General features: G+C 69.4%; 18 protein-coding genes and 4 tRNA genes. 17 read left to right on the top strand and 5 right to left on the bottom strand.

Features of this window, described 5'->3' with window-relative positions; genetic code table 11:
- Positions 1-54: 54 nt before the first annotated feature.
- Together ACJJV7_RS04200 and ACJJV7_RS04195 are read left to right on the top strand one after the other, a co-directional pair.
- Entirely contained in the window at positions 55-543 is a 489-nt protein-coding gene (locus ACJJV7_RS04200; RefSeq protein ID WP_405372925.1) for a type II toxin-antitoxin system PemK/MazF family toxin, read from the top strand.
- Between the two features lie 66 nt (positions 544-609).
- Positions 610-1380, top strand: a complete 771-nt coding sequence (locus tag ACJJV7_RS04195) for an MBL fold metallo-hydrolase (protein WP_405372926.1) — start codon at positions 610-612, stop codon at positions 1378-1380.
- Positions 1381-1391: 11 nt separating this feature from the next.
- Here ACJJV7_RS04195 and ACJJV7_RS04190 read toward each other — a convergent pair.
- Positions 1392-1464: transfer RNA gene (locus ACJJV7_RS04190), tRNA-Val, on the bottom strand.
- A gap of 147 nt (positions 1465-1611) precedes the next feature.
- Here ACJJV7_RS04190 and ACJJV7_RS04185 point away from each other — a divergent pair.
- The 3 genes from ACJJV7_RS04185 (at position 1612) to ACJJV7_RS04175 (ending at position 1909) form a co-directional block, all read left to right on the top strand.
- A tRNA-Gly gene (locus tag ACJJV7_RS04185) sits at positions 1612-1683 on the top strand.
- Positions 1684-1738: 55 nt separating this feature from the next.
- A tRNA-Cys gene (locus ACJJV7_RS04180) sits at positions 1739-1812 on the top strand.
- Positions 1813-1837: 25 nt separating this feature from the next.
- Positions 1838-1909 (top strand) — tRNA-Val (locus ACJJV7_RS04175).
- A gap of 279 nt (positions 1910-2188) precedes the next feature.
- Here ACJJV7_RS04175 and ACJJV7_RS04170 read toward each other — a convergent pair.
- Entirely contained in the window at positions 2189-3232 is a 1044-nt protein-coding gene (locus ACJJV7_RS04170) for an NAD(P)-dependent alcohol dehydrogenase (RefSeq protein WP_405372927.1), read from the bottom strand.
- A 77-nt stretch (positions 3233-3309) separates the two neighbouring features.
- Here ACJJV7_RS04170 and ACJJV7_RS04165 point away from each other — a divergent pair, with 77 nt between their 5' ends.
- Positions 3310-3822: a glycine cleavage system protein R gene (locus tag ACJJV7_RS04165; RefSeq protein WP_405372928.1), complete on the top strand. Its 513-nt coding sequence runs from the start codon at positions 3310-3312 to the stop codon at positions 3820-3822.
- A gap of 39 nt (positions 3823-3861) precedes the next feature.
- Here ACJJV7_RS04165 and ACJJV7_RS04160 read toward each other — a convergent pair whose 3' ends face one another.
- Positions 3862-5022, bottom strand: coding sequence for an SLC13 family permease (locus ACJJV7_RS04160; RefSeq protein ID WP_405372929.1), 1161 nt, complete (start codon positions 5020-5022; stop codon positions 3862-3864).
- A gap of 154 nt (positions 5023-5176) precedes the next feature.
- On the opposite strand from ACJJV7_RS04160, the gene thrS reads away from it, so the two are divergent.
- Together thrS and ACJJV7_RS04150 are read left to right on the top strand one after the other, a co-directional pair.
- Positions 5177-7186: a threonine--tRNA ligase gene (gene thrS, locus ACJJV7_RS04155; protein WP_405372930.1), complete on the top strand. Its 2010-nt coding sequence runs from the start codon at positions 5177-5179 to the stop codon at positions 7184-7186.
- On the top strand, positions 7183-7734 hold the full coding sequence (locus ACJJV7_RS04150) for an HIT family protein (protein ID WP_405372931.1): 552 nt from the start codon (positions 7183-7185) through the stop codon (positions 7732-7734). The genes thrS and ACJJV7_RS04150 overlap by 4 nt, the downstream gene beginning before the upstream one ends.
- A 16-nt stretch (positions 7735-7750) precedes the next feature.
- On the opposite strand, the gene pdxY is transcribed toward ACJJV7_RS04150, so the two are convergent.
- Together pdxY and ACJJV7_RS04140 are read right to left on the bottom strand one after the other, a co-directional pair.
- Entirely contained in the window at positions 7751-8602 is an 852-nt protein-coding gene (gene pdxY, locus ACJJV7_RS04145; protein WP_405372932.1) for a pyridoxal kinase PdxY, read from the bottom strand.
- On the bottom strand, positions 8599-9948 hold the full coding sequence (locus ACJJV7_RS04140; RefSeq protein ID WP_405372933.1) for an aminotransferase class I/II-fold pyridoxal phosphate-dependent enzyme: 1350 nt from the start codon (positions 9946-9948) through the stop codon (positions 8599-8601). The genes pdxY and ACJJV7_RS04140 overlap by 4 nt, the downstream gene beginning before the upstream one ends.
- A gap of 40 nt (positions 9949-9988) precedes the next feature.
- Between ACJJV7_RS04140 and pdxS the strand changes: the two genes are divergently transcribed.
- The 9 genes from pdxS to secF all read left to right on the top strand — a co-directional run bounded on the left by pdxS (position 9989) and on the right by secF (position 17925).
- Entirely contained in the window at positions 9989-10879 is an 891-nt protein-coding gene (gene pdxS, locus ACJJV7_RS04135; RefSeq protein ID WP_405372934.1) for a pyridoxal 5'-phosphate synthase lyase subunit PdxS, read from the top strand.
- 56 nt (positions 10880-10935) lie between these two features.
- A complete protein-coding gene (gene pdxT / locus ACJJV7_RS04130) occupies positions 10936-11490 on the top strand; it encodes a pyridoxal 5'-phosphate synthase glutaminase subunit PdxT (protein WP_405372972.1) in 555 nt (184 codons plus the stop codon).
- A 34-nt stretch (positions 11491-11524) separates the two neighbouring features.
- Positions 11525-12289, top strand: a complete 765-nt coding sequence (locus ACJJV7_RS04125) for a YebC/PmpR family DNA-binding transcriptional regulator (RefSeq protein WP_405372935.1) — start codon at positions 11525-11527, stop codon at positions 12287-12289.
- A 55-nt stretch (positions 12290-12344) separates the two neighbouring features.
- Complete coding sequence (gene ruvC, locus ACJJV7_RS04120) at positions 12345-12911, top strand: crossover junction endodeoxyribonuclease RuvC (protein ID WP_405372936.1); 567 nt, start codon at positions 12345-12347, stop codon at positions 12909-12911.
- Between the two features lie 70 nt (positions 12912-12981).
- On the top strand, positions 12982-13596 hold the full coding sequence (ruvA, locus tag ACJJV7_RS04115; protein WP_405372937.1) for a Holliday junction branch migration protein RuvA: 615 nt from the start codon (positions 12982-12984) through the stop codon (positions 13594-13596).
- Complete coding sequence (ruvB, locus tag ACJJV7_RS04110; protein WP_405372938.1) at positions 13589-14614, top strand: Holliday junction branch migration DNA helicase RuvB; 1026 nt, start codon at positions 13589-13591, stop codon at positions 14612-14614. The genes ruvA and ruvB overlap by 8 nt, the downstream gene beginning before the upstream one ends.
- A gap of 77 nt (positions 14615-14691) precedes the next feature.
- Positions 14692-15177: a preprotein translocase subunit YajC gene (gene yajC, locus ACJJV7_RS04105; protein WP_405372939.1), complete on the top strand. Its 486-nt coding sequence runs from the start codon at positions 14692-14694 to the stop codon at positions 15175-15177.
- 43 nt (positions 15178-15220) lie between these two features.
- Entirely contained in the window at positions 15221-16936 is a 1716-nt protein-coding gene (gene secD / locus ACJJV7_RS04100; protein WP_405372940.1) for a protein translocase subunit SecD, read from the top strand.
- Positions 16936-17925 (top strand): protein translocase subunit SecF, encoded by a 990-nt coding sequence (secF, locus tag ACJJV7_RS04095; RefSeq protein WP_405372941.1) that lies wholly within the window; start codon positions 16936-16938, stop codon positions 17923-17925. Before secD ends, secF begins: the two co-directional genes overlap by 1 nt.
- The last annotated feature ends 14 nt before the right edge of the window (positions 17926-17939 follow it).

Below are 17939 nucleotides of genomic sequence, written 5' to 3'. Positions count from 1 at the left end.
AACGGCGGTCGGGGCCGTGCTGTCGTCGGAGGGGGAATTGGCTACGGTGGCGGCGTGAGCCTTCTGACACGCATCGTCCGTCTCTTCGCGCCGAACCGGAGGCCGGCGCCGCCGCCGGCCTCGCGTGCGCCGGGTGGCATCACGGAGGTGAGGATGCCGCCACGCGGCGCACTCCGCCTGAGATACGCCGCATCGGCGAACGGCGCGCCCGATGCCGGGGAAATCGTCTGGGGCTGGGTGCCATTCCAGGAGGATCCTCGGCAGGGCAAAGATCGACCTCTGCTCGTCCTGGCGCCCGCCGGAGCGGGCTCCGTTTTCGCGATGAAGCTCACGAGTCGCGCGCCGGAGCGCGCGGAGGGTCATCTCCCCCTCGGATCGGGGGAGTGGGACCGCGAACGGCGGCCCTCGTGGGTCGACACGGATCAGCTGTACGAGGTTCCCTGCGAGTCGGTGCGCCGGGAGGGCGCGGCGCTCGACCGGGCGCGGTTCGACACCGTCGCCCGAGCTCTCGCGGATCGTCACGGCTGGACCGTGACGGGGTAGTCCCCGGCGAGCAGGGAGCCTGTCAATCCCCTCACACCCGAATGCGTGCGTTCCTACCGTCGCGGCATGACCCGAACTCCCTGTCCCCGGCGCAACCCCGCCCGATCGACGCTCACCGACCTGGGCCACGGCATCTTCCGGATCGCGGCCGCCCATACCAACTGCTACCTCGTGAAGCGCGATGACGGGATCACCCTCGTGGACGCGGGCCTTCCGGGGATGCGGCCGGCGCTCGACCATCTCCTGCGGCATGTCGGCGCACGAAGGGAAGATATCGACGGGGTTCTCCTCACGCACGGGCACTTCGACCACGTGGGCATGGCGAAGGGTCTGGAGCGCCCGGTGCTCGTGCATCCACGCGACCACCGACTCGCGCGGCATCCGTACAGCTACCGGCCTGCCCGGGCGCGGGTTCCCTACCTGGTCGGTCATCCCAGCGGCATCCCGTTCGTCGGAGCGATGACGCTCCGCGGGGCCCTCGGCGTGCGCGGAGTGGACGCCCGAGGGGAGGTCGTCCACGACCGTCCCGTCGACGTTCCGGGCGCGCCCGTCGCGCTCTGGACACCCGGCCACACCGACGGGCACTGCGCCTTCTTCTTCCCGAGTGAGGGCGTCCTGATCGCCGGAGACGCACTCGTGACGCTCGATCCCTACACGGGTGCTCGCCGGCCGCAGATCGTCGCCGACGCGGCCACCGCGGACGCCGAGGAGGCGCTCCGATCGCTCGACACCCTGGAGCGCACAGGAGCGACGCTGGTGCTCACCGGCCATGGGGAGCCATGGCGAGAGGGTGTCGGTGCGGCCGTCGCAGAAGCCCGCCGGACAGGACAGCACTGAGGGGAGGAGGGTGGGCGATGCCGGACTCGAACCGACGACCTCTTCCGTGTGAAGGAAGCGCGCTACCAACTGCGCCAATCGCCCCAAGGTCGTGATGACCAGTGTCCGAGCATACCGGATCGGCGCGTTCATCCCGAACCGCGTGCGCGGACACGCGCGGGCTGCCTCGGGTTTTGCGCTCGCTCGAAGTTCGTCTACTGTAGAGCGAGTGCCCGGGGCAACCAGGGACACGCGGATGTAGCGCAGTGGTAGCGCATCACCTTGCCAAGGTGAGGGTCGCGAGTTCGAATCTCGTCATCCGCTCGAGTGTGGGGATCTCCCTCCGGGGAGATCACGTCACGTGGGTCAAACCACACACGGTGGCGTGGCCGAGTGGCTAGGCAGCGGCCTGCAAAGCCGTCCACACGGGTTCGAATCCCGTCGCCACCTCCACTCACAACTCAACAGCCTTTTACAGGCGCGATTGGCGCAGCGGTAGCGCGCTTCCCTGACACGGAAGAGGTCACTGGTTCGATCCCAGTATCGCGCACAGACAAACCCCCGGTAACTCGGGGGTTTTTTGTTGCCCGGACGACTGAGCGGGATGTCTGCGCTGATCGCCTGCTCCTCCGGTCAGGGTCCTCTTCCCGCCCGCCCCCCGACGTCGGCGGCAAGAGGACCCACCCGTCACACACACGACCTACGAGACGTCGGGGTGCGTCGGGGCCCGAGGTGGAGCATGCCGGCTCCCCAGTGCCGACAGTCATCGACACTGCCAGGAAAGCCCTTGCCCGGGAATGGGGAGAAGTCCCCACTCCCGGGGGGAGTGTCAGGGCACGATGACGGCGCGACCGCGGACCGAGCCGGAGGCCAGCGCTTCATATGCCTTCGGACCGTCGTCGAGCGAGTACTGCTGAACCTCGACGCCCACGTGACCCGAGCGCGCCAGGTCGAGCACTTCGATGAGCTCGCTGCGCGAACCCCAGTAGGGGATGCGCAGGGCGGCGTCGAAGGCGATCGAGCCGAAACCGACATGCGCGGTTCCACCGCCGATCCCGACAATCGTGACGTCCGCTTCGGCGGCCGCTGCTCCGACGGCGGTCGCGATCGTGGGATCGGCTCCCACGAAATCGAACACGGCCTCCGCCCCGAGGCCGCCTGTGAGCTCTCTGATCGCGGCGACGGCGTTCTCGTCGCTGAGGACCGCATGATGGGCACCGACCTCGGTGGCGAGGGCGAGTTTCTCCTCAGAGATGTCGAGTGCGATCACGGTCGCCGAGGTCAGCGCGCGGAGGATCTGGATCGCGACGTGGCCGAGCCCGCCGGTCCCGATCACGACGGCGGTGGTCCCCGCGCCCAGTTTCGGGAGGGAACTCTTGATCGCGTGGTACGGCGTCAGACCGGCATCCGTCAGCGACACGTTCTCGACGGGGTCGAGCTCACCGAGCGGCACGAGGTGGCGCGCGTCGTCGACGATCATGTATTCCGCCATCGAGCCCGGGGCCCCAAGACCCGGAGGCATGATCCCCTCCGCGGCGGCGTTCGTGCAGTAGTTCTCCTTTCCCTGCGCGCAGTTGTGGCAACGGCCGCAGCCCCACGGCCCGTAGACGGCCACGGCATCTCCCACGTTCACGTGCTCGACGCCCTCGCCGAGCTCGGCGACGACGCCCGCGCCCTCATGGCCGAGCGTGAGGGGGAGGGGATAGCCGGCGGCCGCGTACTCGTCGGCCGAGAGTCCCATGACGTACTCGTCGGAGTGGCAGACGCCTGCTGCGGTGACCCGGAGGAGCACCTGGCCCGGTCCGGGGGTCGGCTTCTCGATTTCGACGACTTCTGGGTGGGATCCGATTCGTGTGTATTGGAGAGCCTTCATGCTTTCCACGCTACGTCCGCCCTCGGCGGTGAGGGCCGCCCCTGTGATGAGGCCGCCGCCGCGGGTAAGCTCCGGCCATGGCCCACCTCGTGCTCACCGTCGTCGGAGACGATCGCCCCGGACTCGTGAACGCGCTGGCCGAGCAGGTGGCGGCGCACGGCGGAAACTGGGAGCGCAGCGAACTCGCCGAGCTGGCCGGCGCCTTCGCCGGGATCGTGCTGGTCTCCGTTCCCGACGAGAATCAGGCTGCCTTCGTGGCGGCGCTGTCGGACCTCGACGGCCTCCTTCGAGTCACGGCCCACGGGGGCAGCGCCGACGCGGATGCCGTGCCGCGCGATCGAGCGATCGAGCTCACCGTGCTCGGCAACGACCGGCCGGGCATCATCCGTGACGTCACTGCGGCGATCGCCGCGCACACGCTCAGCATCGACACGCTCCGCAGCCGCACCCTGGACGCTCCTATGGCGGGCGGCATCCTGTTCGAGGCCGTCGTGGCGTTCCGCGTCCCCGCGGACACCGATGCCGCCGCGGTCACGGTGGCGCTCGAACAGCTCGCCGGTGAGATCCAGGTCGACCTCACCGTCGCGTGAGCGAATGACGCCGCCGCAGCAGTGCGGGTCGGGCCGCGGTCAGCGGAGGAAGAGCGGGATCGTCGCCGCCCCGACGACGACGGGCGCCGTCACGCAGCCCCAGGCCACGAACCGGCGCCACGGCACCGCGATACCGACCGCGCGGAGCCGTTCGGCCCACAGCAGGGTGGCGAGCGAGGCCCACGGGGTGATGAGCGGCCCGGCGTTCACGCCGATGAGCAACGCCGCCAGCCGCTCCGGCGAGGACGCGGCGGGTTCGAGAAGGAGGTAGGCCGGAAGGTTGTCGACGCCGTTCGCCGCCAGCATGGCCGTCCCCGAGAGCCGCCACAGGTCGAGCGGACCCGAGCCCGTACCGGCGACCGCGGACGCGATCGACGCCGAGCCCAGCGCCTCCAGCGCGGCGACCGCGGTGAACAGCCCCGCCGCGAACACGAGGAGCGACCACGGGATGAGCCGGACCGTGAGCACCCGCGGGGACCGCCAGGCGAACACACCGACCAGCACCGCTGCCGCGACTGCGGCCGGCAGCCACGGCTCGAGTCCGCTCACCAGGAACGGCATCAGGACCACGACGACCGCGGCGGCGACGGTCAGCTGGACGCGATCGGCGACGCGGGGAGACGCGGCGACGACGTACGTGCCGACGAGGTGCCGCCGCTGGATCAGCCAGAGCAGCGCCACCGTGACCACGATCGCGACGGCGGCGGAGGGACCGAGCAGCAGAAGGAAGGTCGCCGCGCCTCCCGGCAGGCGGTCGGCCGCCAGAAGGTTGGTCAGGTTGGACACGGGGAGGACGAGGGATGCCGTGTTGGCCAACCAGACGGTGGTGAAGGCGAACGGCAGAGGAGGCAGTCCGTTCGCACGGGCGACAGCGATCACGACGGGAGTGAGCAGCACGGCGGTGGTGTCGAGGGAGAGGAACGCGGTGGTCACCACCGCGAGCGCAACGACGAGCAGCCAGAGGAGCGCCGTCCGTCCGCGGGCGGCGCGGGCGAGCCAGGCTGCGGCGACGTCGAAGACGCCCGCGCGGGTGGCCAGCTCGGCGACGACGGTGACGGCGACCACGAACGCGAGGATCGGGGCCACGCGTTCGGCCACGACAGCGAGGTCAGGCAGCGGGAGGATGCCGGACAGGACGGCGGCAAGCGCGCCCGCGAGCAGGACGAGCCCCGCGAGAGCGAGCTTCACGGCATCCATCATCGCCCCTCCGAGCCGATGACTAGACTCGGGGAATGCACCTTCGCCGGAACGCTCGCCCTGCCGGCACGCGAACGCCGTAGGCCCTGAGCGGGCGACGCGCGACGCGCGCGCAGCTGAGAGTCTGAAGTCCGAGCCCCTTTCTGGAGAGATCCCCTTGTCTGATGTGATCGCGCCGGCGGATGTCGCCCTTCCCGCCGATGGATTCGCCCTGTTCCCCGACCGCTCCGTGGTCGCCCTACGCATCGACGGCGCTCTGAAGGACCTCGCCACCGTCGTCGACGACCTGGCCGGCGTGGAGCCCGTCACGGTGTCGAGCGCCGACGGCCTCAACATCCTCCGTCACTCGACGGCGCACGTGCTCGCGCAGGCGGTGCAGCGCATCCGTCCTCAGTCCACCCTCGGCATCGGCCCCCCGATCACCGACGGCTTCTACTACGACTTCGGCGTGGACGAGCCGTTCACCCCGGAAGACGTCAAGGCGATCAAGAAGGAGATGGAGCGCATCGTCCGCGAGGGCCAGCGCTTCGTCCGCCGCGTGGTCTCGGACGACGAGGCGCGCGCCGAACTCGCGGGCGAGCCGTTCAAGCTCGAACTCATCGGGCTGAAGGGCCCCGGCGCCGAGGCGACCGAGGGTGCCTCGGTCGAGGTGGGTGCGGGCGAACTCACCATTTACGACAACGTGACCCGCGACGGCGTGACCGCCTGGAAGGATCTCTGCCGCGGACCCCACGTTCCCTCGACCCGCATGATCGGCAACGGCTGGGACCTCACCCGGGTCGCCGGCGCCTACTGGCGCGGCAGTGAGAAGAACCCGCAGCTGCAGCGCATCTACGGCACCGCGTGGCCCACGAAGGACGAGCTGCGGGCCTACCAGCACCGCCTCGAGGAGGCCGCCAAGCGCGACCACCGCAAGCTCGGCAAGGAGCTCGACCTCTTCTCCTTCCCGGAGGAGATCGGGCCGGGTCTGTCGGTGTTCCACCCCAAGGGCGGCATCATCCGATACGAGATCGAGCGCTACATGCGCGAACGCCTCCTCGCGAACGGCTACGACGTCGTCAACACGCCCCACATCACCAAGGGCGACCTGTTCATGACGAGCGGTCACCTGCAGTGGTACGCCGACGGCATGTACCCCCCGATGGTCCTGGACGAGGTGGTGGATGCCGACGGGCACGTCTCGCGCGAGGGCCAGGAGTACTACCTGAAGCCCATGAACTGCCCGTTCCACAACCTGATCTTCCGCTCGCGCGGTCGGAGCTACCGCGAACTCCCGCTGCGGCTCAGCGAGTTCGGCTCGGTCTACCGCTACGAGAAGAGCGGAACCCTCGCGGGGCTCACCCGTGTACGCGGCATGACGCAGGACGACACCCACATCTACGTGACCGCCGACCAGGTCAAGGGCGAACTCGAGCACAGTCTCGAGTTCGTGCTGCAGACCCTCCGCGACTACGGGCTGAACGACTTCTACCTCGAGCTGTCCACGAAGGAAGAGGGCAACCCGAAGTTCATCGGCGACGACCGCCTGTGGACAGAAGCCACCCAGACCCTCCGCGAGGTCGCCGAAGGATCGGGCCTCGAGCTCGTTCCCGACCCGGGCGGGGCGGCCTTCTACGGCCCCAAGATCTCCGTGCAGGCCCGCGACGCCATCGGTCGCACCTGGCAGATGTCGACCATCCAACTCGACTTCAATCAGCCCGAGCGGTTCGAGCTGGAGTACACCGGCCCCGACGGCGAGAAGCACCGCCCGGTGATGATCCACCGCGCCCTGTTCGGCTCGATCGAGCGGTTCTTCGCGATCCTGCTCGAGCACTATGCCGGTGCGTTCCCGGTGTGGCTGGCACCGGTCCAGGTCGTCGGCATCCCGGTGGCCGAGGAGTACGCCCCCTACCTCGACGAGCTCGTCACGCGGCTCCGCGCCGCCGGCATCCGAGCCGAGGTCGACCACTCCGATGACCGGATGCCGAAGAAGATCCGCACCCACACGACCCAGAAGGTGCCGCTCCAGCTGATCGCCGGGGAGCAGGACCGCTCCGGCGGGACGGTGTCGTTCCGCTTCCGCGACGGCACCCAGACCAACGGCATCCCCGTAGGTGACGCCGTCGAGCGGATCATCGCGGCGGTCACGTCGAAGAAGCTCGTGAACACCGCGGAGGATCTGGCATGACGGACGGCTCGGAGCCGCGCCTCGAGGACGCCGCCACCCTGGCCGGCGTCCCCGATGAGTTCCAGCGACTGTGGACCCCCCACCGGATGGCCTACATCGCGGCGGGCCCCGAGCCGCTCGTGCACGACTGCCCGTTCTGCGCGGCGCCCGACAAGAGCGACGAGGACGGCCTGATCGTCGCCCGCGGCGAGACCGCGTTCGTGCTGCTCAACCTCTTCCCGTACAACTCGGGGCACCTCCTGGTGTGCCCCTACCGCCACTTCGGCACCTACGACGACGCGACCCCCGAAGAGGTCGCGGAGATCGGCGCGCTCACGCAGATCGCGATGCGCGTGCTCCAGCGTGTCTCCGGATGCGACGGCTTCAACATCGGGATGAACCAGGGCGCGGTGGCGGGGGCGGGCGTCGCCGAGCACCTGCATCAGCACGTCGTCCCGCGGTGGGCGACCGACTCGAACTTCTTCCCGATCATCGCGAAGACCAAGGCGCTCCCGCAGCTGCTCGGCGATGTCCGCGCCGCTGTGCAGGAGGCGTGGCCCGTCCTCTGACGGGCCACGGATCCGCTCAGCGGACCTGAGTCACCTCGAACTGGAGCCGCGGCTGCGCGTAGAACTCCTGCGCTTCGATGAGCTGCAGCTCGCGCGATCCGGCGTCGAAGGTCGTCTGGAGCAGATCGAACACGCTCGAGGTCGTCCGGGCGAGCGCGACCGCGGCATCCCCGGTCTCACGGAAGTGCGCGGTGAACAGCGCGGCCGTGACATCGCCCGAGCCGTTCGCCTTCATCGGGATGTGCGGCGTCCGGACGATCCACGCCCCGGCGTCGGTGACGGCGAGCATCTCGATCGTGCCCTCGGGGCGGTCGGGCCGCTCGACGCTCGTCACGAGGACGGTCGAGGGGCCCATCGCGCGGGCCAGGTCGACCGACGCCAGCGTCGAGTCGAGGTCGCTCGGATCGGTGCCGGTCAGGAAGCCGAGCTCGAACTGGTTGGGGGTGATGATGTCGGCGGCCGGGACGACGCGCTCTCGCAGCAGCACGGGGATGGCGGGGGCCACGAAGCATCCGCTCTTCGCATTGCCCATCACGGGATCGCACGCGTACACGGCGCTCGGGTTCGCCGCCTTGACGCGGGCGACGGCATCGAGGATCACGTCGCCGATGCCCTCGCCGCCCTGGTAGCCCGAGAGCACCACGTCGATGTCCGCGAACGCGCCGCGCTCCTCGATCCCGGTGATCACGTCGGCGACGTCCTGCGGGCTGATGAGCGGTCCACGCCATGCGCCGTATCCCGTGTGGTTCGAGAAGTTCACGGTGTAGACGGGGTAGACCTCGACACCGATGCGCTGCAGCGGGAACACGGCGGCGGAGTTGCCGACGTGCCCGTAGGCGACGGCGGACTGGATGGAGAGGATCTTCACGATGTGGTCGCTTTCGGGAAGGGCGCGATCGCCTGGGTGGCGGCCGCGATGTCGGAGGCGAGCCGGGCGGCGTCGCCGTCGGAGAGGTCGTGCACGGTCAGGCGCAGATGGAAGGCGGCGTCGGCGTCGTCCAGCACGAACTCGTCGCCGGGCCGGGCGAGCCAGCCGCGCCGCATCAGCTGCTCAGCCACGAGCCGCGCCCGAGCGGGGAGGCGCACCCAGAGGCTCAGTCCGTCGCCCGCCGCCGTCGGGATGCCCGCTGCGGTGAGGCGCTCGGCGAACGCGGTGTTGCGGCGCCGATAGTGTTCGCCCGAGCGTTCCACTTCGGCGATGACCTCGGGGTCGGTCACGAGGGTCGTCACGAGGCGCTGGAGGAGATGGCTGACCCAGGTGGACCCGGGGCTGAGTCTCATCGCCAGCCGCGACGCGGTCTCGGCATCGGTCGCGGTGACGGCGAGGCACATGTCCGGGCCCAGGAACTTCGAGACCGAGCGGATGAGTGCGTACCGGCGGTGGTCGGGGCCGATGATCGAGTGGTACGGCTCGCGGGAGAGCATCGAGAAATGGTCATCCTCGATGACGAGCACGTACGGATGCCGCGCGAGCACGGCCTGCAGAGCGGTGGCGCGCTCGGCGGTCAGGCTCACCCCGGAAGGGTTCTGCGCGCGCGGGGTGCAGACGATCGCGCGGACGCCGGCGGCCAGGGCGGCCTCGAGGCCGGCGACGGTCATCCCCTGATCGTCGATCGGGATGGCGACGGGCCGGTACCCGCCGATGCGGACGGTGCGCAGCGCCGACAGAAAGCACGGGTCTTCGAGGCCGACGGCGTCATCGCGGGTGAGCGCATCGGCGAACAGCCGCTCGAGCGCGTCGACCGCGCCGCCGGTGATGGTGAGGCGCAGGTCGTCGCGGTCCGGGATGTCCGCCGCGATCCATGAGCGGGCCCAGGTCTCGAGCTCCGGGTCGATGGTCGGCTCGCCGTAGAGCACGGGGCGACCGGCGAGCGTCGACAGCGCCGCGGAGGGGTCGGGGATGAGGGCGGGGTCGGGGTTTCCCGTTCCGATGTCCCGCAGCACGCTGTCGGCCGCGTAGCCCTCCTGGGCCACGTCCGACCGCGGGGTCACGCGGGTGCCGGCGCGACCGGCCGTCTCCACCGCGCCGGCCTGCCCGAGCTGGCGGTAGGCGGCGACCACGGTGTTGCGATTGACGCCGAGCACGTCGGCGAGGGTCCGCACCGGCGGGAGCGCACTGCCGGGAGAGAGGGTGCCGCGATCGATGAGCGAGCGGATGCTGTCGGCGATCTCCGCGGCGGACTCGCCGGTGATCGTCGCGACCTCGTTCGTCATGCGTTCCAGCATATGGCCGGGACATGCTACTTTCTGGCCTATGCCAAACTCTGAGACCGGGACGACGCGCGTCAAGCGCGGCCTCGCCGACATGCTGAAGGGCGGCGTCATCATGGACGTCGTCACCGCCGACCAGGCCAAGATCGCCGAGGATGCCGGGGCGGTCGCCGTCATGGCGCTCGAGCGGGTGCCGGCCGACATCCGCTCGCAGGGCGGTGTCGCACGGATGAGCGACCCCGACCTCATCGACGACATCATCGCGTCGGTCTCGATCCCCGTCATGGCGAAGGCCCGCATCGGGCACTTCGTCGAGGCGCAGGTGCTCCAGGAGCTCGGCGTCGACTACATCGACGAGTCCGAGGTGCTCTCGCCGGCCGACTACGTGAACCACATCGACAAGTGGAACTACACGGTTCCCTTCGTGTGCGGAGCCACCAACCTCGGCGAGGCGCTCCGTCGCGTCACCGAGGGCGCCGCGATGATCCGCTCCAAGGGCGAGGCGGGCACGGGAGACGTCTCCGAGGCGATGAAGCACATCCGCAAGATCCGTGGCGAGGTGGCCGCGCTCGCGGCGCTGCCGAAGGACGAGCTCTACGTCGCCGCGAAGGAGCTGCAGGCGCCGTACGACCTCGTCGCCGAGATCGCCGAGACCGGCACGCTCCCCGTCGTCCTGTTCGTGGCGGGCGGGGTGGCGACGCCGGCGGATGCCGCCATGATGATGCAGCTGGGCGCCGACGGCGTGTTCGTGGGCTCCGGCATCTTCAAGAGCGGCAACCCCGCCGAGCGTGCGGCCGCGATCGTCAAGGCGACCACGTTCTTCGACGACCCGTCGGTCATCGCGCAGGTCTCGCGCGGGCTCGGGGAGGCCATGGTCGGCATCAACGTCTCGGACCTCCCCGCTCCTCACCGCCTCGCCGAGCGCGGCTGGTGAGCTCCCTGCGCGTGGGCGTGCTCGCCCTGCAGGGCGACGTGCGAGAACACGCGCGGATGCTGACAGGGCTCGGCGCCGAGGTGGTCCTCGTGCGCCGAGCCGCTGAGCTGGACGACGTCGACGGTCTCGTCCTCCCGGGCGGGGAGTCGAGCGTGATCGACAAGCTCTCCCGTGCGTTCGGGCTCCAGGCGCCGGTGCGGGCGAAGATCGCACGCGGCATGCCCGTCTTCGGAACGTGCGCGGGGCTGATCCTGCTCGCCGATCGCGTCGAGGGCCTGATCCGCGGCCAGCAGACCTTCGGCGGTCTCGACATCACCGCTCGTCGCAACGCCTTCGGAAGCCAGATCGACTCCTTCGACACGGAGCTCGTGGCGCCCGATCTCGGCGCGGCACCTGTCGCCGCCTCTTTCATCCGTGCTCCCGTGGTCGCGTCGGTCGGCGCATCGGTCCGCGTGCTCGCGACACTGCCGTCGGGGGTCGCCGTCGCCGTCGAGCAGGGCCCGCTGCTCGCGACGGCGTTCCATCCCGAGATGACGGGCGAGACGCGATTCCACGAGCGCTTCCTCGCATCGGTCGCGACGTCACGCGCACGGCAGGAGACGCGCGTCTAGACTGGCCCTCGCGATTTTTTTCGAGAGGAGTCCCGTGAGCGGACATTCCAAGTGGGCGACGACCAAGCACAAGAAGGCGGTCATCGACTCCCGCCGTGCCAAGTCGTGGGCCAAGCTCATCAAGAACATCGAGGTGGCGGCCAAGCTCGGCGGCGCCGACCTCCAGGGCAACCCCACGCTCTTCGACGCCGTCCTCAAGGCGAAGAAGACGTCGGTGCCGAAGGACAACATCGATCGCGCCATCAAGCGCGGCGCGGGCATCGGTGGCGAGTCCGTCGAATACACGTCGATCTTGTACGAGGCGTACGGCCCGAACGGCGTCGCGCTGATGGTCGAGTGTCTGACGGACAACAAGAACCGCGCCGCCGCCGAGGTGCGCACGGCGCTCTCGCGCAACGGCGGCACGCTCGCCGACCCCGGATCCGTCGCCTACAACTTCTCGCGAAAGGGAGTCATCGTCGTCTCGGGCGAGGGCACCACCGAGGATGACGTGATGCTCGCAGCCCTCGAAGCGGGTGCGGAGGAGATCGAGCCCCACTCGCAGGGCTTCGAGGTGGTCACGGAAGCCTCCGACCTCGTCTCCGTCCGCACCGCCCTGCAGGAGGCGGGCCTCGAGTACGAGTCGGCCGATGTCGAGTTCGTGCCGAACCTCAAGGTCGAGGTCGACGCCGACACTGCCCGCAAGATCTTCCGGCTCATCGACGCCCTCGAAGACAGCGAGGACGTGCAGAACGTCTTCGCCAACTTCGACCTGACCGCCGAGGTCCAGGCCGAGCTCGAGGACGACACCGAGGAGTAGACCCGGTCGGGCGCGCCTGGAGCGGATGCCACCCACCCCCGCCTAGCGTGGGGGAGTGGCATCCGCTCTTCGCGTTCTCGGAATCGATCCGGGACTCACCCGCTGCGGCGTCGGCGTCGTCGACGTGCGCCGCGACCGGAGCGCCTCGCTCGTCCACGTGGGCGTCGTGCGGTCGGCGCCCGACATGCCGATCGAGGAGCGTCTGGCGACGATCGCCGCCGGCATCCGCCTCGTTCTGGCCGAGCATTCACCGGACGTGGTCGCCGTCGAGCGGGTCTTCGCCCAGAACAATCGCAGCACCGTGATGGGCACGGCGCAGGCGAGCGGGGTCGCGCTGCTCCTCGCCGCCGAGCACGGACTGCCCGCGGCGACGCACACGCCGTCGGAGGTGAAGGCCGCGATCACCGGCTACGGGAGCGCCGACAAGCTGCAGGTGCAGACCATGGTGGCACGTGTGCTGCGCCTCGATGCCCTGCCGCAGCCGGCGGATGCCGCCGACGCCCTCGCGCTCGCCCTCTGCCATGCCTGGCGGCGCGGCTCGGCCCCCGCGACGGCGGGCGGCGCGCTCACGCCCGCTCAGCGCGCGTGGGCCGAGGCGGAGCGGAAGACGGCGCGTGCCTGAAGCCGGCTCGCTCCGGGCAGGTGAGCGTGTCGCTCGAACATAGGTCCGAACCCTCGCGTAGGGTCGGGGCATGATCTCGTCGTTGCGCGGACGCGTGCTGTTCTTGGAGCCCGATTCCGTCGTGATCGACGTTCAGGGCGTGGGGTACGCCGTCGCCGTCACGCCCGACCTGTCCCGATCGCTGCACGTCGGAGACGAGGTGCAGCTCCACACATCGATGATCGTCCGTGAGGATTCGCTGTCGCTCTTCGGGTTTCGCGAGCCCGAGGAGCTCGGTGTCTTCCGTCATCTTCTCGGCGTCTCGGGCGTCGGTCCGAAGTCCGCCCTGGGCGTCCTCGCCGCCCTCGGCGTCGACCAGATCGCGACTGCCGTCGCCGACGAGGACGATGCCCCGTTCCGACGTGTCTCCGGCATCGGTCCCAAGACCGCCAAGCTGATCGTCGTCCAGCTCGCCGGCAAGCTGCGCGCACCGGTGCGCACCGCCCCCGGCGCGGCGGCGTCGCCCGCCGGTGTCGGCGACCAGCTCATCGCCGCTCTGGGCGCCCTCGGATGGAACGAGCGCGTCGCGGTCGAGGCCGCCGCCGCCGCGCTCGACGCGGCCCCCGCCGGTGCCACGGTCCCGGCGCTGCTCAAGCTCGCGTTGGCCGAGCTCGGCCCCGCTCGCCCGGAGCGCAGCAGTGTCTGAGCCGCGCGAACAGCCCGAAGACGCCACCGAGCTCGCCGTCGAGGGCGCGCTCCGCCCCGCATCCCTGGCCGAGTTCGTCGGACAGACAAAGGTGCGCGGTCAGCTCCAGCTGCTGCTCGATGCCGCGCGCATCCAGCAGCGCCCCGCCGATCACATCCTGCTGTCGGGTCCCCCCGGGCTCGGCAAGACGACGCTCGCGATGATCGTCGCGCACGAGAGCCAGAAGCCCCTCCGGCTCTCGAGCGGCCCCGCCATCCAGCACGCGGGCGATCTCGCCGCGCTCCTGTCGAGCCTGGTTCCCGGCGAGGTGCTGTTCATCGACGAGATCCACCGCATGGCGCGCTCCGCGGAGGAGATGCTGTACCTCGCGATGGAGGACTTCCGTATCGACATCATGGTCGGCAAGGGCGCGGGGGCCACCAGCATCCCGTTGGATCTCGCGCCGTTCACGCTGGTCGGTGCGACCACCCGATCGGGCATGCTCCCCAACCCGCTCCGAGACCGCTTCGGCTTCACCGCGCATCTCGAGTACTACGAGCCGGGCGAGCTCGAACAGGTCATCGCGCGCAGCGCCATCATGCTCGACGTCGACCTCCCCGCCGAGTCGCGCTCCGAGATCGCAGGACGATCCCGCGGAACTCCCCGTATCGCGAACCGGCTGCTGCGGCGCGTCCGGGACTACGTCGTCGTGCACGGAGGCTCGTCCACACGGGCATCGATGTCCGATGTGTCGGCCGCCCTCGAGCTCTACGACGTCGACGAGATCGGACTCGACCGACTCGACCGAGCCGTGCTCGAGATGCTCGTGCGTCGTTTCCGCGGCGGTCCGGTCGGGCTGAACACCCTCGCGGTCGCGGTCGGCGAGGAGCCCGACACCATCGAATCGGTCGTCGAGCCCTACCTCGTGCGCATCGGCTTCATGGGCCGGATGCCGCGAGGACGCGTCGCCACGCGGGAGGCCTACCGTCACCTCGGGGTCGCCCGCCACGACGGGTCCCTCAGCATCGATGACCTATAATCCTTGAAGACCATCGGTCTCTCTCCCTCTTCGCCGCGTCGCTGCGGTGTGCCCACCCGAAAGGCGGACCCAGGTCCATGACGTTCCTCACCGCGCAGAACACCCCGACTCCGACCGGTGGGAACTTCCTCACCGACTACGGTCTCCTCATCCTTCTGGCGGCGCTGCTCGTCTTCATGTTCTGGAGCTCGCGCCGCCGCACGAAGCGCATGAAGGAGGAGCAGGAGAAGAAGGCCCTTCAGATGCTTCCCGGCGTCAAGGTCCTCCTGCAGGGCGGCCTGTACGGCACGATCGTCGAGTACGACCCTGAAGACCTCTCCAAGGCCGCGCACATCGAGGTCGCGCCGGGCGTGGTCATCGAGGTCCACAGCCAGGCGATCCTGCGCGCCGTCGAGCCCGAAGAAGACGTCGTCGACGACGAGACGATCTCGGGCGACGACGTGATCGAGTCCCGCGACGATGTCGTGGCCGATCCCTTCCTCGCCGGAGAGCCGACGACGTCGGTCGAGCCGCGCCCGGGTGTCGACGGCACCCCCGACGCGGACGACAAGCCCAAGGCCTGATCCCCTTCCGCTTCGGCGGAATCACGACGAAAGCTCATTCCCCGTGGCCACATCCACCCCCGTCCGCCGCGCGTGGCGCGCCCTGATCGGACTGGTCGCGATCACCGCGGTTCTGTTCGGTGTCAACGCCGTCGGCGTGTTCATCGTCGGGAAGAGCGACTGGCTCCCCGCGCTCGCGCTCGACCTCCAGGGCGGCACGCAGATCATCCTCGAGGCGAAGTCCGAGGCGGGGGCGCAGCCCACCGCCGAGCAGATGCAGCAGGCCGTCTCGATCATCCGACAGCGCGTCGACGCCTCGGGCGTCGGCGAGTCGGACATCACGACGCAGGCGGGCAACCAGATCGTGGTGCAGCTCCCGGGTCAGGCCGACGAGGAGCAGCGCGAGCGCATCGAGAAGTCGGCGCAGATGCAGCTTCGGGCGGTCCTGTTCACAGGTGCCCCGGCGACGTCTTTCGTCGGCGAGGACGGCAACGAGACGCCGTACCCGACCCCGGCGCCGACGCTGAACGCGACCCCCACCCCGGCCCCGACCAACGGCAGCGACCTCGCGTGGGTCACCGAGGAGCTGCAGGCGAGGTTCCTGAGCTACGACTGTGAGAACGCGGAGAACGACGCCGCCGATCAGCCGGCCGACCAGCCGCTGATCACCTGCGACACCGAGAACTCCCAGAAGTACATCCTCGGCCCGGTGGAACTCGATGGCTCGGCGATCAACGACGCCACGAACGGCATCAACTCGCAGAACGGCCAGTGGGCCGTGAACATCGTGTTCGACGGCGAGGGCACGGACACCTTCGGCGCGATCAGCCAGCGCCTGTTCGGCTTGCAGCCGCCGCAGAACCAGTTCGCCTTCGTCCTCGACGGTGTCGTGATCTCCGCGCCGTCGATGAATGCCGTCATCACCGACGGCAAGCCCCAGATCACCGGCAGCTTCGACCAGGACACGTCGAAGACGCTCGCCGATCAGCTCAAGTACGGCGCGCTGCCGCTCAGTTTCGAGGTGCAGAGCAGCAACTCGATCTCCGCGACGCTCGGCTCCCAGCAGCTCACCATCGGACTCGTCGCCGGACTCATCGGGCTCGCGCTCGTGGCCGTCTACTCTCTGACGGTCTACCGCGCGCTCGGGTTCGTCATCATCGCGTCGCTCGTGGTGATGGGCGTCCTGACCTACATCACGCTGTGCATCCTGGCCTGGCGAATGGGCTTCCGTCTGTCGCTCGCCGGCGTCGCCGGATTGATCGTGACCATCGGTTTCACCGCCGACTCGTTCATCGTCTACTTCGAGCGCATCCGAGATGAACTCCGAGACGGCAAGACCATCACGAGCGCCGTCGAAGACGGTTGGGCGCGCGCGAAGCGGACGATCTACATCTCGAAGTCGATCAACATCCTTGCGGCCGTCGTGCTCTACATCCTCGCGGATGCCACGGTGAAGGGCTTCGCGTTCACGCTCGGCCTGACGACCGTCATCGACATCCTCATCTTCATCCTGTTCACCCACCCGGTGCTGCAGCTCCTCGCGCGGACCCGCTTCTTCGGCGGCGGTCACCCGTTGTCCGGACTCGATCCGACCGCCCTCGGCGCCGTCTACCGAGGCCGGGCGCAGTTCCGCACCCCGGTCGCCGTCGACACGAAGACCGCCGCCGGGCGTCGCAACTCGAAATCTCGAGGTGAGGCGGAACGCCGACAGACCATTGCAGAGCGCAAGCTCGCGCAGCAAAGCAGCACGACGCGCTCCGCAGGGGAGGGAGACGCCTGATGCGCTCCATGAATGATTTCGGCAACGACCTCTACACCGGGAAGCTCTCGTTCCCCTTCGTCGGCCGCCGCAAGCTGTGGTTCATCATCGCCGCAGTGCTGGTGATCCTCTCGGCGCTCGTGCCGCTGTTCCGCCCGGTCCAGTTCTCCATCGAGTTCACCGGCGGCTCGCAGTTCACGGTGAACGATGTGGCATCCCCGGACCAGAACGCGGCCACCGCCGCCGTGCAGTCGGTGGTCCCCGACGCCGTGACGAAGGTCGCGACGATCGGTGACAACGCGCTCCGCATCCAGACCGATCAGATGTCCGGCGACGAGACCCAGGGCGTCACGGATGCCCTCATCACCGCGTTCGACGTCGAGACGAAGAGCGTCAGCTCCTCGTTCATCGGGCCGAGCTGGGGCGAAGGCGTCACGCGGCAGTCGCTGTGGGGCCTCGCGATCTTCCTCGCGCTGACCTTCCTGATCCTCGCGCTCTACTTCCGGACGTGGAAGATGTCCGTGGCCGCCATGATCGGCCTCGTCGACGTCCTCGTCGTCACCGTCGGCGTCTACGCGCTCTTTGGCTTCGAGATCTCGCCTGCCGCGGTCATCGGGTTCCTCACGATCCTGTCGTATTCGCTGTACGACACCACGGTCGTCTTCGACAAGGTCAGGGAGAACACGCTGGAGGACGGGGAGAACTCCGGGCGCACGTTCGGTGAATCCGTGAACCTCGCCGTGAACCAGACCCTCATCCGCTCGATCAACACGACGGTCGTGGCGGCCCTGCCGACCGGCGCGATCCTGTTCATCGGCGCGCTGTGGCTCGGCGCCCAGACCCTGACCGACATCTCGCTGTCGATCTTCGTCGGGACCATCGTGGCGGCGTATTCGACGCTGTTCGTCGCAGCCCCTCTCTACTCGCTCCTGCGCGAGAACGAGAGCGGGCTGAAGGCGCGCGACGCCCGCACTCTCGAGGCCCGCTCGGCAGCCGTCACCACGGTCTGAACCCCGTGCGTGCG

Source organism: Microbacterium sp. Ld4, assembly GCF_045066555.1.
Classification (GTDB): Bacteria; Actinomycetota; Actinomycetes; order Actinomycetales; family Microbacteriaceae; genus Microbacterium.
The sequence above is the reverse complement of the archived record's forward strand: the minus strand, read 5'-3'. Positions and strand labels throughout refer to the sequence as shown.

Coding starts and splice junctions, on each gene's coding strand:
- secF (WP_405372941.1), top strand. CDS start 16,936: ATGCGCTCCATGAATGATTTCGGCAACGACCTCTACACCGGGAAGCTC.
- ACJJV7_RS04195 (WP_405372926.1), top strand. CDS start 610: ATGACCCGAACTCCCTGTCCCCGGCGCAACCCCGCCCGATCGACGCTC.
- ACJJV7_RS04140 (WP_405372933.1), bottom strand. CDS start 9,948: ATGACGAACGAGGTCGCGACGATCACCGGCGAGTCCGCCGCGGAGATC.
- pdxS (WP_405372934.1), top strand. CDS start 9,989: ATGCCAAACTCTGAGACCGGGACGACGCGCGTCAAGCGCGGCCTCGCC.
- ACJJV7_RS04150 (WP_405372931.1), top strand. CDS start 7,183: ATGACGGACGGCTCGGAGCCGCGCCTCGAGGACGCCGCCACCCTGGCC.
- pdxT (WP_405372972.1), top strand. CDS start 10,936: ATGCTGACAGGGCTCGGCGCCGAGGTGGTCCTCGTGCGCCGAGCCGCT.
- ACJJV7_RS04165 (WP_405372928.1), top strand. CDS start 3,310: ATGGCCCACCTCGTGCTCACCGTCGTCGGAGACGATCGCCCCGGACTC.
- ACJJV7_RS04170 (WP_405372927.1), bottom strand. CDS start 3,232: ATGAAGGCTCTCCAATACACACGAATCGGATCCCACCCAGAAGTCGTC.
- yajC (WP_405372939.1), top strand. CDS start 14,692: ATGACGTTCCTCACCGCGCAGAACACCCCGACTCCGACCGGTGGGAAC.
- ruvA (WP_405372937.1), top strand. CDS start 12,982: ATGATCTCGTCGTTGCGCGGACGCGTGCTGTTCTTGGAGCCCGATTCC.
- ACJJV7_RS04160 (WP_405372929.1), bottom strand. CDS start 5,022: ATGATGGATGCCGTGAAGCTCGCTCTCGCGGGGCTCGTCCTGCTCGCG.